A 14,992-nucleotide genomic window follows, 5' to 3' on the forward strand; every position below is an offset into this window, starting at 1 on the left:
GGGTTGGGGGTGACGGTGAGGATCATACGAGCGCAACTTCCGTACCGGCGGCCTCGATCGCCGCCTTGTGAGCGGGGGCGAGCCCCGCGTCCGTGATGAGCAGGTCGACGTCCGCGAAGGAGCCGAAGCACGCGAACTGCTCCCGGCCGGCCTTGGCGGAATCGGCGAGGAGGACGACGCGGCGGGCGGCGGCGATCGCGGCGCGCTTGACGGCCGCCTCGGCGAGGTCGGGGGTGGTCAGGCCGCCCTCGGCCGTGAAGCCGTTCGTCGCCAGGAAGAGGACGTCGGCGCGGATCTCGGCGTAGGCGCGCAGCGCCCAGGCGTCGACGGCGGCCCGGGTGCGGTGGCGGACGCGGCCGCCGACCAGGTGGAGGTCGATGCCGGCGTGGTCGGCGAGGCGGGCGGCGACGGGCAGCGCGTGAGTGACCACGGTGAGCGCGGTGTCGACCGGGATCGCGGCCGCGAGGCGGGCGATGGTGCTGCCGGCGTCGAGGACGACGCTGCCGCCGTCGGGGAATTCGGCCAGGGCCGCGGCCGCGATGCGGTCCTTCTCGTCGGCGGCGGTGGCCTCGCGCTCGGTGAGGTCCGGCTCGAAGTTGAGGCGGCCGGCCGGTATGGCCCCGCCGTGCACGCGGCGGACCAGGCCCGCCCGGTCGAGGGCCGTGAGGTCACGGCGTACGGTCTCGGCGGTGACCTGGAACTGGTCGGCCAGGGACAGGACGTCGACCCGGCCCGCCTCGCGGGCGAGGCGGAGGATCTCCTGTTGGCGCTCCGGTGCGTACATGTGGATTTACGTCCGTTTCGTGCCCGACTCTGTGGTTTCACCTCTACCGTACGCCCAGTTTCGAGTGAAGCAAAGAGAAACGGACACACCCGCCAACAAAAGCGGGCATGTCCGTGAGGCGGGCCGGAGGCCCTCGGGTCACTGGGACCTCAGACCACGGGGACCTTCTCGGCGGCCGGGCCTACGGCGGCGGTGGCGCCCGAGGCGTCCGGGGCGCCCGCGTCGGCCGAGGGCTTCCCGCCGCCCGGTGCCTCCTCGTGCCGCCCGGCCGGAGCCTGCTTGCGCGGCAGCATGAACATCACCGCGAAGATCACGACCAGCACGGCCACGACCCACCACAGCGCGGTGCGGAAGGCGTCGACGTACGGCGATCCGAGGACCATGTCGTCGTCGATCACCCCGAAGAAGACGACGGAGGTGAGGCCGAGACCCAGGGCGTTGCCCATCTGGCCGGTGGTGTTGATCAGGCCGGAGGCCGAGCCGGCGTGCTCGCGCGGCACCTCGGACAGCACGGTGTCCGTGAGCGGCGCCACGATCAGGCCCATGCCGAGGCCCATGACGACCAGCGGGGCGGCCATCTGCCAGGAGGTGATCCCCATGCCGTAGTGCTGCGACTCCCAGATGTAGAGGAGCAGTCCCGCGGCCATGGTCAGGGCGCCGGCCTGGAGCACCTTGCGGCCGAAGCGCGGCACCAGCTTCTGGACCGACAGGCCCGCGGCGGCCGAGACGGCGATGGAGAACGGGATGCCGGTGGTCCCGGCGCGCAGGGCGCTCCAGCCGAGGCCCATCTGCATGTACAGCGTCCAGACCAGGAAGAAGATGCCGGTGGCGATGCCGAAGGTCAGCTGGACGGCGATACCGCCGGCGAAGCTCTTGACCTTGAAGAGGGAGAGCTCGACGAGCGGGGAGCCGTCCTTCTTGATCTTGTACTTCTCGTACGCGATGAAGCCGATGAAGACGAGCGGCGCCATGACCATGCAGACGAAGCCCCACACCGGCCAGCCGTTCTCACGACCCTGGGTGAGCGGGAAGATCAGCATGACCAGGGCGAGGGTGGCGAGGACGACACCGACGAGGTCGAGGCGCAGCGCCTGGGGGGCCTTCGACTCGGTGATGTACTTGCGGCCCAGGATCACGCCCGCGATACCGACCGGCAGGTTGATCAGGAAGATCGGGCGCCATTCGAGGCCGAAGAGGTTCCACTGGGTGAGCAGCGCGCCGAGCATCGGGCCCGAGACGGCGCCGAGGCCCACGATCGCGCCGAACATACCGAAGACCTTGCCGCGCTCGTGGGGCGGGAAGGTGACGTGGATGATCGCCAGGACCTGCGGGACCATCAGCGCCGCCATGGCGCCCTGGAGCAGGCGGGAGGCGACGAGCATGCCCGGGTTCGCGGCGATGCCGCAGAGCAGCGAGGCGGCCGTGAAGCCGGCGATGCCGACGAGGAAGAGGCGCTTGCGGCCGTAGATGTCACCGAGACGACCGCCGGTGATCAGGCCCGCGGCGAAGGCGAGGGCGTAGCCGGCGGTGATCCACTGGATCGCGCTGGTGGATGCGCCGAAGTCCTGGCGCATGGCGGGTATCGCGATGTTGACGATCGTGACGTCGACCAGGTCCATGAAGGCCGCGGTCATCACGATGGCGAGCGCGAGCCAGCGGCGGCGGTCGGCGCGCGAACCGGGGGCGCTGGACGCGCCGGGGGCGCCGGGTATGTCGCCCGGCGCTTCTGCGGGAGTGTCGTTCCGCTCTTCTCGTACGGGCCCGTTCTTTCTCTCGGGCGATGTCTTGGGCGTCTCGGTGCTCATGGAGAGAAACGTAGACGGCATGTAGGTCAGGTGGTGTCCTATTTCGCTGGCAGCCTGGTTCTCATGACCGACACACCGGCACGGCTCCTGTCCTTGCTGTCCCTCCTGCAGACTCCCCGGGAATGGCCCGGGCGCGAACTGGCGGACCGGTTGCGGGTGAGCGCCCGGACCATCCGGCGCGACATCGACCGGCTGCGGGAGCTCGGGTATCCGGTGGAGGCCACGCTGGGTGCGGAGGGCGGCTACCGGCTGGTGGCGGGCGCCGCGATGCCGCCGCTGCTCCTGGACGACGAGGAGGCGGTGGCGATCGCGGTGGGGCTGCGGGCGGGGGCCGGGCATGCGATCGAGGGGGTCGAGGAGGCCTCCGTACGGGCCCTGGCCAAGCTGGAGCAGGTCCTGCCGGCACGGCTGCGGCACCGGGTGAGCGCGCTGCAGACGGCGACGACCGCGCTGACGCGGGGGGACGGGGCGAGCGTGGACCCGCGGACGCTGACCACGATGGCGTCGGCGGTGGCGGGGCCGGAGCGGCTGCGGTTCGCGTACCGGGCGGGGGACGGGGTGGGCACGAAGCGGCTGGTGGAGCCGTACCGGCTGGTGAGCACGGGGAGCCGCTGGTACCTGGTGGCCTACGACCTGGAGCGGGAGGACTGGCGGACCTTCCGGGTGGACCGGGTGGCCGAGGCCTTCGCGACGGGGGCCCGGTTCGCGCCGCGGGAGCTGCCGATGGACGCGGAGGCGTTCGTGCGGCGCGGGCTCGGCGGGCGGGAGACGTACGGGGTGGAGGTGACCTTCGCGGCGGTCCCGGCGGAGCTGCCGGCGTGGCTGGAGGGCGAGGTGGTCGCAGTCGTCGGGGCGGGGACCGGCGAAGGCGAGCGTGAAGGCGGGGGCAAGGGCGCGAGCGGGGGCAAGGCCTCGGGCTCGGGCAAGGGCGGGGGCGGGGGCACGCGGGTCCGGTTCGAGAGCGGGGACGCGCCCGAGTGGCTGGCGGCCCGGCTGGCCATGACGGGGCTGCCGTTCACCGTCCACGCCCCGGAGTCGCTCGCGGCCGGGGCGCGGGCCCTGGCCGGGCGGCTGATGCGGGCGGCGGACGGCGCGTAGCCCTGCGGTGGGCAGAGTGACGGGGGCAGGGCCAGGGGGAAGGACGCGGCACCGGCGCAAGGGGGAGCCCCGGCACCTGGGGGGGGATAGGTGCCGGGGCTCGTACGGGGGGCTTCGCCGCGGGCCGGTCAGGCCACGGCGTCGAAGCCGGTGTCGCGCGCCATGCGCTTCAGTTCCAGCAGGGCGTGCTTCTCGATCTGCCGGATCCGCTCACGGGTCAGGCCGTGCTGCTTGCCGACCTCCGTGAGGGTCCGCTCGCGGCCGTCGTCGATCCCGTACCGCATCTTGATGATCGAAGCGGTGCGCTGATCGAGCTTGCCGAGCAGTTCCTCCAGCTCCTCGCTGCGCAGCAGCGAGAGGACGGACTGCTCGGGCGAGATCGCGGAGGTGTCCTCGAGGAGGTCGCCGAACTGCGTCTCACCCTCGTCGTCGATGCCCATGTTGAGGCTGACGGGGTCGCGCGCCCAGTCCAGTACGTCGCCGACGCGCTTCTCCGTCGTGTCGAGCTCGGCGGCGATCTCGGCGTGCTCCGGGTCCCGGCCGTTCTCACGGTTGAACTCGCGCTGCACGCGGCGGATCCGGCCGAGCTCCTCGACCAGGTGGACGGGGAGGCGGATGGTGCGGGACTGATCGGCGATGGAACGGGTGATGGCCTGGCGGATCCACCACGTGGCGTACGTGGAGAACTTGAATCCCTTGGCGTAGTCGAACTTCTCCACGGCGCGGACCAGGCCGGCGTTGCCCTCCTGGATCAGGTCGAGGAGGGGCAGTCCGCTGCGGGGGTAGCGGCGGGCGACGGCCACGACGAGGCGGAGGTTGGAGCGGATGAAGACTTCCTTGGCGCGCTCGCCTTCGGCGGCCAGCGCCTCCAGCTCCTCGCGCGACGACGTCTTGCCCTCGCGCTCTATGAGTCCGTCGAGGATCTGCCGTGCGTACACGCCGGCCTCGATGATCTGGGAAAGTTCCACTTCCTTGGCGGCGTCGAGCAGCGGTGTACGCGCGATCTCGTCCAGGTACATGCCGACCAGGTCGCGGTCTGCTATCTCCCCGCCCACAGCGCGGGCGCTGCTCGTGGACTGACGACGGGCGGCGGCGCGGGTTGCCATGCGTGCTCCCTTGCGAAGACTTCGGTCGCGATGCGGCTGCTGGACGTCACTGCTCTGCGGTGGTAATCACCGGACACTCTTGCGAGTGCCCGCTTCCGAAGGAAACAACGACTGGAATCGGGACAGAATTCCCCCGTTGCTCTCTGTTTTTCGAGATCTTGCAGTATCCTGCCCCGCCACGAAGGGGGAACGAATGCCGCCAGAACTCGTAGAGGTGCAGGTCAGGACCGGAACGGAGGCCGATCTGGCCGCGCTCACGGATGTGTACAACCACTACATCCGTGAGACCGCCGTCACATTCGACACGGCCGTCTTCACTCCCGAACAGCGCCGCCCCTGGCTGCACTCCCACCCTGTAGACGGCCCGCACCGGCTTCTGGTTGCCTGGACGGGTGATCGAATAGCCGGATACGCCACAAGTAGCCCGTTCCGCCCGAAACCGGCCTACGCCACGTCGGTGGAGGTCAGCGTGTACCTCGCCCCGCACGCGGTCGGCCGGGGCATCGGCACGCTGCTGTACGAGGCGCTCTTCGCGGCGCTGGCGGACGAGCCGGTGCACCGCGCGTTCGCCGGGATCGCCCTCCCGAACGAGGCTTCCGTACGCCTGCACGAGCGCTTCGGCTTCCGCCGGATCGGGGAGTTCACGGAGGCCGGCTGGAAGTTCGGCCGCTACTGGGATGTCCGCTGGTACGAGAGGCGGCTGCGTCAGCGCCACCCGTCCGGGTGAGGGTCGGGCCTATCCCGGTCGCGTCGGAGGTGCGCATGCCCTACGGGACCGAGGTGGTCGTTCCCGTAGGGCCCGCCAAGGGCTTCGCGATCGACGAGACGATCACCGGGGCGCTCCGCACCTCGCAGGCGTACGCGACCCCCTAGCCGAACTGGAGGGAGCGCTTCGAGAGGCCCATCCAGAAGCCGTCCACCGCATCGCGGCGGGTGGTGAGGTCCCCTGCGGCGTCCGCCGCGCCGAGGGTGACGAAGAGCGGGGCGAAGTGTTCCGTACGGGGGTGGGCCAGGCGGCCCGACGGGGACTTGGTCCCGAAGTCGAGGAGCGAGTCCAGGTCGCCGGAGGCCAGCGCCTCGTGGCCCCAGGCGTCGAATTCGGCGGACCAGGACGGGACGCCCGGGCCGGTGTGCCGCAGCGCGGCCAGGTTGTGGGTGAAGAACCCGGAGCCGACGATCAGGACCCCCTCGTCGCGCAGGGGCGCCAGCTTGCGCCCGAGGTCCATCAGGCGGCGCGGGTCCAGGGTCGGCATGGAGATCTGCAGGACCGGGATGTCGGCCTCGGGGAACATCTCCACCAGCGGGACGTACGCGCCGTGGTCGAGGCCGCGGTCGGGTATGTCCTGGACCGGGGTGCCGGGGGCCCGGAGCAGTGCGCGGACCGAGGCGGCGAGGTGCGGGGCGCCCGGGGCCTCGTAGCGGACCCGGTAGTAGCGCTCGGGGAAACCCCAGAAGTCGTAGAGGAGCGGCGCCGTTTCCGTTGCGCCGAGGGCGAGCGGGGCCTCCTCCCAGTGGGCGGAGACCATCAGGATCGCCCGCGGGCGGGGCAGGTCCGCGGACCAGGCGGCCAGCTCGCCCGGCCAGATCGGGTCGTCCGCGAGCGGAGGCGCTCCGTGGCTGAGGTAGAGCGCCGGCATACGGGCCCCCTGCGGGAGCGCGGCCGTCGCGGCCCTCGCGGCCGTCACGGTCGTGGGCGCGGGGGTCGGCGGGGTCGGGTTCGAGGTCACGGGACTCTCCTCCTCCACGGCGGGGCCGGGCCGGGCCGCCGGACAAAAGACCGACCCCGCTTCGTTCAAACTTGAACGAAGCGGGGTCGTCAGTCATTCCCGGGCGGGCGGAGCCCCGTACCGCGTCAGTGGGCGATCACCGGGATCTTGACCTCGGCCTCGGCACCCGAACCCGAGGCGCCCGAGCCCGAGGCGACCGGGCCGCCCGCCCCCGGGCGGCCCGTGTTGATCAGGCCGACGGCGATGGCCGAGCTGGCGACCAGGATGCCGACCGCCCACCAGATCGCGGAGGTGTACCCCTCGACCATGGCCTGCGCCTGGATCAGCCGTGCACCCGCGCCGCCCGCCGCGGCCCCGGCCGCGTGGTCGGTCAGGTACGCGGTGGTCGCCGAGGCGGCGATCGTGTTCAGCAGCGCGGTGCCGATGGCGCCGCCCACCTGCTGCGAGGTGTTGACCATGGCGGAGGCGACACCGGCGTCGGCCGGGTTCACCCCGTGCGTGGCCAGGGACATGGCCGGCATGAACGCCGTACCCATGCCGAGGCCGAGCAGCAGCTGCGCCGGCAGGATCAGCGCCGGGTACGAGGAGTCGACCTCCAGCTGGGTCAGCAGCAGCATGCCGGTGGCGGCGAGCAGGAAACCCGGGCCCATCAGCAGGCGCGGCGCGACCCGGGTCATCAGGCGGGCGCCGATCTGGGTGGAGCCGGCGATCATGCCCACGATCATCGGGAGGAAGGCGAAGCCGGTCTTGACGGGCGAGAAGCCCTTCACGATCTGGAGGTAGTAGGTGAGGAAGAGGAACAGGCCGAACATCGAGATGACGGCCAGGCCGAGCGAGAGGTAGACACCGCCGCGGTTGCGCTCCAGCAGGACGCGCAGCGGCAGCAGCGGGGACTTCACCAGGGCCTCGGTGAGGACGAAGGACGCCAGCAGCACGACCGAGGCGATGAACATGCCCACGGTCACCGGGTCCGACCAGCCCTCGGACTCGGCGCGGGTGAAGCCGTACACCAGCGCGACGAGACCGAGCGTGGACAGGACCACGCCGGGGATGTCGAGCGGCGCGCGGTTGCGGGAGCCGACGGGCTCGCGGATGACCAGCCAGGCACCCACGGCCGCGGCGATCGCGAAGGGGATGTTGACGAAGAAGGTCCAGCGCCAGTTGAGGTACTCGGTGAGGAAGCCGCCGAGGATCAGGCCGACGGCGCCGCCACCGCCCGCGATCGCACCGTAGATGCCGAACGCCTTGGCGCGTTCCTTGGCGTCGGTGAACATGACCGCGAGCAGCGAGAGGGCCGCCGGCGCGAGCAGCGCGCCGAAGGCGCCCTGGAGGGCGCGGGCTCCCAGCATCATGGCCTCGCCGGTGGCGGCGCCGCCGAGGGCGGAGGCCAGGGCGAAGCCGATGAGACCGACGATGAAGGCGTTCTTACGGCCCCACTTGTCGGCGATGCGGCCGCCGAAGAGGAGCAGTCCGCCGAAGGCCAGAGCGTACGCGGTGATGACCCACTGGCGGTTGCCGTCCGAGATGCCGAGGTCGGTCTGGGCGGACGGGAGGGCGATGTTCACGATGGTGGCGTCGAGGACGACCATCAGCTGGGCCAGGGCTATGAAGACGAGCGCCTTCCAGCGGCTGGGGTCGGCAGCCAGCGGCGGTGTCGCGGCTGTTTTGGACATGAGGGTACCCACTTCACTGTGCGGAATGACTGGAAAAGGATATTTAAGGCGGGCTTGCGAGTCACATGGTTTTACGGCTCAGCCCCTCCAGCGTGGCCGCGGAACCCGGCAGCACGGAGCGGGCGGGAGCCCTCAACCCGTCGAGGAACAACTGGAGATGACGGTGGGCGAAGCGATCGATGTCGAGGCAGGCGGTGCCGGGCAGGGGACGGCTGAGCTGGGACAGGGCGACCATCAGATCACCGGAGCCGATGTCCGTACGGACGAGGCCGGCGCCCTGGCCGGCGGACATCAGAGTCTGGACGGCGCCCTCCAAGGCGGCGCGGGCCGCAAGGAGTTCGGGGTGGTCGCGGTCGAAGTCACCGGCGAGCATGGGGCAGAGGGCGCCGATCCGCTCGTCCGCGGCGGCGTGCGTGAAACGGCACAGCGCGGCGAAGGCGTCGGGCTCCTCGGCGAGCGAGGCCTCGGCCTGGGCGGTGACCCGGTCCATGACGAAGAGCACGACGTGGTGGACGAGGGTGGCCCGGTCGGGGAAGTGCCGGTAGAGGGTGGCGTTGCCGATGCCGGCCCGGCGGGCGACCTCGTCGAAGGGGGCGCTGCAGCCGAGCTCGACGAGCACCTCCCGGGCGGCCGTCAGGATGCGCTCGCGGTTGCGGACGGCGTCGGCGCGCGGGCGCGGCACGCGCGTCTGCGGGGTGGCCGCGGAAGCGGCTGAGGTCGCTGAAGATGCCGCCGGGGCCGCCGGGGCGGTGGTGGGGCTGGGGCTCTTCATCCGGGGCCTCTCTGGCGCGGTGACGCGTACGACGCCTCCCCCAAACGGGGAGCCGATCCCCACTTCGCGGGACTCACGTACAAACGGGGATCCAATCCCCGGTTATTTCACTCCTCCGTGTGACCTGAGTCACGGTCGTCTCCACGTTCGGCCTCCTCCGGCGCGCGGCCGCGCCGCAGCCGTCGGAGGGTGATCGAACAGAGTGCAGACCGGGCCCGGCCGGCTGCCGCGGACCCGAAGGCGATCTCCATGCCGCAGACCCGCCACCGGATACGCAGACCGCGCCGCACCAGTGCGTGCATCGGCCTCACCGCGCTGGCCCTCGGCGTCACGGCGACCGCGAGCGACGGGATATCCCACCGCGGCCACTCGACGGCCGGACCCGTGGCCGCGACCGCCGAATCGGCGCTCGCGCCCTGCCGGATCGCCGGCACGATGGGCGTGCAGATGTCCGAGGGCCTGCCGACCCCGCCCGGGTACTCGCGCTCGACCGGCGAGGTCAGGGCCCTGAACCTGATGATCGACTTCCCGGACGCCAAGGGTGAGGGCACGGCCCTGGACCGCCTGGCGGAGTTCTTCCCCCAGACCTCCGAGTGGTTCCGCGTCAGCTCCTACGGCAGGCTCAGCTACCGGGCGGAGTCACCGGTAAGGACCTGGCTGCGGATGCCGATGCCCTTCGCGGCGTACGGAATCGAGCGCGGGTCCCCCTACGAGCCGGGCTACCGCCAGCTCGTCGAGCACATCGCCAAGGCCGCCGACTCCGAGGTGGACTTCAGCCGCTACGACCTCGTCAACGTCCTGGTCACGCCGAACGCCGGACCCTCCGCCCTCGACACCGTCCTGTCGGTGACCTTCTCGGGCAACGGCGAGGCCCCGACCGCCGACGGGGTCCCGCTCTCCAACACGTCCTTCGTCTACAGCCGGCAGGACGACGGCTCCGGCTCCTACCGGGAAACCGGCTACCGGGTGCTCCCGCACGAGAACGGTCACGTCTTCGGACTGCCCGACCTGTACACCTCCGACGGCGGAGGCGCGGTCGGGCACTGGGACATCATGAGCGAGGACTGGGGCGCCAACAACGACCTGCTGGGCTGGCACAAGTGGAAGCTGGGCTGGCTGGACGGTACGCAGATCAGCTGCGCGGCGAAGGCGGGGGTCAGTGACCACGTGCTCTCTCCGCTGGCGGTGCGGGGCGGCACGAAACTGGCCTTCGTCCCGCTGTCCGAGAGCGCCGGTTACGCGGTGGAGGTGCGGACTCAGGCAGGCAACGACGAGGCCGTCTGCAAACCGGGCGTCCTCGTCTACAAGGTGGACTCCGAGGTGGACACCGGGCACGGGCCGGTGACGGTGTCGGACAGTACGGACGCGAGCGGCGGCTGCACCCGGCGGCCCAACGTCCACGCCGAACTCTCGGACGCGCCGTTCCGGCCGGGCGAGACCTTCACCGACGAGAAGGCGGGCATCAGCATCTCGGTGGTGGGCGAACTGCGCAACGGCAGCTACCAGGTCCGGATCACGCGTCCCTGACTCCCCATCAGGTATGCCCGCCTGCCCGCCTGCGCGCGTCGGCCTCCGTCGGCCCCCGCACGCCCGGCGGCTCAGCCCGTCAGTTCTCTTGCGCGTCGGCCGGCATCGCGGGGGTGCGCTGATAGATGTCCGGGATGCCGTCGGCGTCGGCGTCGAGGTTCTCTTCCTCGTACAGGCGCTTGTAGACGGTGTTGCGGCGCCGGAGCAGTACGGCCGCCAGCACGGCGGCGCTCACCGAGGCGATGAGGACGGCCGCCTTGACGTGCTCGCCGACGGCTGCGCCGGGGAAGGCCAGTTCGCCGATGAGGAGGGCCACGGTGAAGCCGATCCCCGCCAGGACGGACAGGCCCAGGACGTCGGCCCACGCCAGTTCGGGGTTGAGTTCCGCTTTCGTGAAGCGGGCGGCGAGGTAGGTGCCGAGGAAGATGCCGAGGATCTTGCCCAGGACGAGGCCGATGACGACGCCGAGCGGTTCGGGGCTGGTGAACACCTCGGCCAGCGCGTTCCCGGAGATGGTGACGCCGGCCGCGAAGAGGGCGAAGAGGGGGACCGCGACACCGGCGGAGAAGGGGTGCATCAGGTGCGATACGCGGCTTGCGGGTGAGGTCTTCTCGCCCTTGTCGCGGGTGGTGCGCAGGATGAGGCCCATGGCGACGCCGGCGACGGTGGCGTGGACGCCGGCGTTGTACATCAGCGCCCAGACGGCGAGGCCGAGCGGTACGTACCACCACCAGCCGTGCACGCGGAAGCGCTGCAGGAGGTAGAAGACGACGAGTCCGGCGAAGGCTCCGCCGAGTGCCCAGAAGTTGAGGTCGGAGGTGAAGAAGACGGCGATGATGAGGATCGCGCCGAGGTCGTCGACCACGGCGAGCGTGAGCAGGAAAGCGCGCAGTGCGGACGGCAGGTGGGTGGAGATGACCGCGAGCACGGCCAGCGCGAAGGCGATATCGGTCGCCATCGGCACGGCCCAGCCCTCCAGGCTGCCGCCTCCGGCCCAGGCGGTGGCGGCGTAGAGGCCGGCGGGGACGGCCATGCCGCAGACGGCGGCGATGACCGGCAGGGCGGCGGTGGCGGGGGTGCGCAGCTCTCCGACGACGAGTTCGCGTTTGAGCTCGATGCCCGCGACGAGGAAGAAGACGGCGAGGAGCCCGTCAGCGGTCCAGTGCCCCACGGAGAGGTCCAGGCCGAGGGCGGGGATGCCGAAGTGGAAGTCGCGGATCGCCTCGTACGCGCCGCTGAAGGGGGTGTTGGCCCAGATCAGCGCGATGACGGCGGCGGCCAGGAGGACCAGTCCACCGACGGTCTCCGTGCGCAGGGCCGAGGCGATGGCCTGGCGCTCGGGCCAGGGCATGAGCCCGAAGACGATGCGCGGGCGCGGGCTGGTCATGGTGGTGGCCTTCCGGGGCGTCGGCGAAAAACGGGCACACGGCCCCAAGGACGCCGACCAGACTTCCCGGCACACCCCGCGCCACTGAATGGTGACAAGTACTTGACGCGTTCTTTACACCCTATCGGCGATTCCCGGATCTCACCAGCACCCCCTCTCGCCTGCGAAAACACAGGTGAGAGGGGCCGCCGGGAACGGGGAGCCAGGGGCGGTCAGACGGTGGCCTTGACCAGCTTCTGGTCGTCGCCGTCGTCCTCGACGCCGTCCTCGTCGGTGATCTCTCCGGCATCGCGGGCCCGGACGTATGCGAGGAAGCTGTTCAGCTCCCGCTTGACGACCGGGGCCAGCAGGTAGAGGCCGATGATGTTGATGACGGCGAGCATGAACAGGACCGCGTCGGCCATGTCGATCAGCGTCTGGAGGGTGAGCAGCGAACCGGCGACGGCGAACAGGGTGTAGAGGACCTTGTAGACCGTCTCGCTGGTCTTGGAGCGGCCGAACAGGTGGGACCAGGCCTTGAGGCCGTAGTAACCCCAGGTCAGCACGGTGGAGATGGCGAACAGCATCACCGCGATGGTGAGGACGTACGGGAACCACGGCAGGACCGTGCCGAAGGCGTCGGAGGTGATCGTCACGCCGCCGATGGACTCACCGGCGCGCGCCTCGGCCCAGCTGGCCGGGTTGGCGATCACGATCGTCAGGGCGGTCATGGTGCAGATCACGACGGTGTCGATGAACGGCTCCAGCAGGGCGACCAGGCCCTCGCTCGCGGGGTGCTTGGTCTTGACCGCGGAGTGCGCGATCGGCGCGGAGCCGAGACCGGCCTCGTTGGAGAACGCGGCCCGCTTGAAACCGATGATCAGGGCACCGAGGACACCGCCGGCGACACCCTCGGGGTTGAAGGCGCCCTCGAAGATCGTGGTGATCGCGGCCGGGAGGGCCGAGACGTTGACCAGGATGACGACCAGGCAGGCGACGATGTAGATGCCGGCCATGGCCGGGACCAGCTTGCTGGTGACGGAGGCGATGGAGCGGATGCCGCCGATGAGCACGATGCCGACGAGCGCGGCGACCAGGATGCCGAAGAACAGGGCGCCGGCGGAGGAGCCGACCATGCCGTCCTCGCCACCGGTGACCGAGACCAGCTGGGCGTAGGACTGGTTGACCTGGAACAGGTTGCCACCGAAGAGGCCGAAGAAGAGGATCATCGCGGAGGCGAGGATTCCCAGGACCTTGCCCAGCTTCTTGCCGTTGGCGCCGAAGCGCTCGGCGAGGCCCTTGGGCAGGTAGTGCATCGGGCCACCGGAGACGGTGCCGTCGGCGTGCACCTCGCGGTACTTCACGCCCAGCGTCACCTCGACGAACTTCGTCGCCATGCCGAGCACGCCGCAGAGGATCATCCAGAAGGTCGCCCCCGGGCCACCGATGGAGACGGCCACGGCCACACCGGCGATGTTGCCCAGACCCACGGTGCCGGAGACGGCCGCCGTCAGTGCCTGGAAGTGGTTGACCTCGCCGGCCGATCCCTTTTCGTCGTACTTGCCGCGCACAACGGCCACCGCGAGGCGGAACTTGCGCACCTGCACCAGGCCGAACCAGCCGGTGAAGACGAGGCCGGCGACGACCAGCCAGGCGACGATGAGCGGCAGCTGGGTACCGCCCACGGGGACGGAGTAGAAGACGACGTCTCCGAGCCACTTGGCTATGGGCTCGAAGAATCCGCTGACGGCGTCGTCAACGGAGCTGGTGATGGAGTCGAGTGACATCAGGCTTTACCTCGATGGCGCAGAACCGGCGCAGTGCGGTGCGCAGGTGCGGGTGCGGTGCGGGCTGTGAGCGAATGCCGTAATCCGGTCGGCGACCCTGGGCATCCCGGTCCTCGGACTCGGACCGTGATCTCCCTGGCCGTGTAAAGCGAAGCCGGTGCGTGCCGGCGCCCCGCCGTCCGGCAAGGGGTGGGCCGGAAACGGAGTTGCGCATTCATAGCACGCTCTTTACATGATCTTTAGTGATGCACATCACACAACCGGACCGGTGCCCCCAGAACCCCAGGGGCGGTGATGGGATCGTTATCCGGATTTGAGGTTCCACTGAGCGAACACCACTCCAGGGCAGACCGAGCCAAAGTGGGCAGACCTACGGGAGAGACGTAGGGGAGGAAGCCGGATGAGCTGGCTGTTCAACATCGCGGGCGCGGTCCTCGTGCTGTTCGTCCTGCGGGACCTGTTCCACACCCTGTGGCACCCCACACGCCACGGCGGGCTGAGCCGGCTGGTCATGACGGGCCTGTGGCGGCTGTCCGCCTCGCTGACCGGGCACCGCCGGGCCTCCGGACTGGCCGGACCCGTCGCCATGGTGGCCGTGGTCGCGGTGTGGGCCCTCACCGTGGTCCTCGGGTGGGCGCTGATCTACTGGCCGCACATGCCGGACTCCTTCACCTACGCCACCGGACTGCGCCCCGGCGACCACGCGGGGTTCATCGACGCGCTGTACGTCTCCCTGGTCCACCTCTCGACCCTCGGCCTCGGCGACATCGCGCCCGCCGAGGGATGGCTGCGGATCCTGGCCCCGCTGGAGTCCCTGGTGGGTTTCGTCCTGCTGACGGCGACCGTCTCCTGGACCCTCGGCGTCTACCCGGCCCTGGCCCGCCGCCGGGCGCTGGCGCTGCGCCTCTCCCACCTCTCGCGCACTCATCCCACCGAGAACCGGATCAGCGCGGACGCGGGCGCGGGCGCGGGCGCGGCGATCCTCGACAGCGTGGCCGCCGGCATCTCGGTGATCTCGGTCGACCTCATGCAGTACGCCGAGTCGTACTACTTCTACGACGGCGACGACCGCACCTCGCTGGCCCGCCACATCGCGTACGCCGCCGACCTCGCCGATCAGGCGACGGAGGCCCGCCAACCCGAGGTCCGACTCTCCGCGGCCGCCCTGCGTGCCGCGCTGGACGACCTCGCCGCCATCCTCGACCAGCGCTTCCTGCACACCGGGGGCACGCCACGGCAGGTCCTGGACGCCTTCGCCCGCGACCACGGACGCCTCGCCGGCGCCTGAGGACCGTGCATCCTTGGGTCGTGACTTCGACCACCGCGTCTTCCCAACTCGCAGACCCG

The 14,992-nt window shown here is 70.7% G+C and carries 12 protein-coding genes; 4 read left to right on the forward strand and 8 right to left on the reverse strand.

Annotated elements, in window-relative coordinates:
• Positions 1-22: 22 nt before the first annotated feature.
• The gene (locus ABZX75_RS08230; RefSeq protein WP_355409112.1) at positions 23-784 is read right to left on the reverse strand and encodes a DeoR/GlpR family DNA-binding transcription regulator; all 762 of its coding nucleotides are present in this window, start codon (positions 782-784) and stop codon (positions 23-25) included.
• A gap of 149 nt (positions 785-933) precedes the next feature.
• A complete protein-coding gene (locus tag ABZX75_RS08235; protein WP_355409586.1) occupies positions 934-2,418 on the reverse strand; it encodes an MFS transporter in 1,485 nt (494 codons plus the stop codon).
• Positions 2,419-2,652: 234 nt separating this feature from the next.
• Between ABZX75_RS08235 and ABZX75_RS08240 the strand changes: the two genes are divergently transcribed.
• Entirely contained in the window at positions 2,653-3,687 is a 1,035-nt protein-coding gene (locus ABZX75_RS08240; protein WP_355409114.1) for a YafY family protein, read from the forward strand.
• 128 nt (positions 3,688-3,815) lie between these two features.
• Here the strand turns inward: ABZX75_RS08240 and ABZX75_RS08245 are convergent, their stop codons facing one another.
• Positions 3,816-4,793, reverse strand: coding sequence for a sigma-70 family RNA polymerase sigma factor (locus ABZX75_RS08245; protein WP_355409116.1), 978 nt, complete (start codon positions 4,791-4,793; stop codon positions 3,816-3,818).
• Positions 4,794-4,986: 193 nt separating this feature from the next.
• Between ABZX75_RS08245 and ABZX75_RS08250 the strand changes: the two genes are divergently transcribed.
• Positions 4,987-5,520 (forward strand): N-acetyltransferase family protein, encoded by a 534-nt coding sequence (locus tag ABZX75_RS08250; RefSeq protein WP_355409118.1) that lies wholly within the window; start codon positions 4,987-4,989, stop codon positions 5,518-5,520.
• A gap of 142 nt (positions 5,521-5,662) precedes the next feature.
• Here ABZX75_RS08250 and ABZX75_RS08255 read toward each other — a convergent pair whose 3' ends face one another.
• From ABZX75_RS08255 to ABZX75_RS08265, 3 genes are all read right to left on the reverse strand, one after another.
• A complete protein-coding gene (locus tag ABZX75_RS08255; protein WP_355409587.1) occupies positions 5,663-6,430 on the reverse strand; it encodes a class III extradiol ring-cleavage dioxygenase in 768 nt (255 codons plus the stop codon).
• Positions 6,431-6,645: 215 nt separating this feature from the next.
• Positions 6,646-8,193, reverse strand: coding sequence for an MFS transporter (locus tag ABZX75_RS08260; protein ID WP_355409120.1), 1,548 nt, complete (start codon positions 8,191-8,193; stop codon positions 6,646-6,648).
• Positions 8,194-8,254: 61 nt separating this feature from the next.
• Complete coding sequence (locus ABZX75_RS08265; protein ID WP_355409122.1) at positions 8,255-8,965, reverse strand: TetR/AcrR family transcriptional regulator; 711 nt, start codon at positions 8,963-8,965, stop codon at positions 8,255-8,257.
• Between the two features lie 249 nt (positions 8,966-9,214).
• On the opposite strand from ABZX75_RS08265, the gene ABZX75_RS08270 reads away from it, so the two are divergent.
• Positions 9,215-10,492, forward strand: a complete 1,278-nt coding sequence (locus ABZX75_RS08270; RefSeq protein ID WP_355409124.1) for a M6 family metalloprotease domain-containing protein — start codon at positions 9,215-9,217, stop codon at positions 10,490-10,492.
• Between the two features lie 79 nt (positions 10,493-10,571).
• On the opposite strand, the gene nhaA is transcribed toward ABZX75_RS08270, so the two are convergent.
• On the reverse strand, positions 10,572-11,879 hold the full coding sequence (gene nhaA / locus ABZX75_RS08275; RefSeq protein WP_355409126.1) for a Na+/H+ antiporter NhaA: 1,308 nt from the start codon (positions 11,877-11,879) through the stop codon (positions 10,572-10,574).
• A gap of 212 nt (positions 11,880-12,091) precedes the next feature.
• On the reverse strand, positions 12,092-13,645 hold the full coding sequence (locus tag ABZX75_RS08280; RefSeq protein ID WP_355409128.1) for an alanine/glycine:cation symporter family protein: 1,554 nt from the start codon (positions 13,643-13,645) through the stop codon (positions 12,092-12,094).
• Between the two features lie 400 nt (positions 13,646-14,045).
• Between ABZX75_RS08280 and ABZX75_RS08285 the strand changes: the two genes are divergently transcribed.
• The gene (locus tag ABZX75_RS08285; protein WP_355409130.1) at positions 14,046-14,933 is read left to right on the forward strand and encodes a potassium channel family protein; all 888 of its coding nucleotides are present in this window, start codon (positions 14,046-14,048) and stop codon (positions 14,931-14,933) included.
• The last annotated feature ends 59 nt before the right edge of the window (positions 14,934-14,992 follow it).

The sequence above is a fragment of the Streptomyces sp. NPDC003038 genome, from assembly GCF_040611115.1.
In the GTDB taxonomy this organism is placed as follows: Bacteria; Actinomycetota; Actinomycetes; order Streptomycetales; family Streptomycetaceae; genus Streptomyces.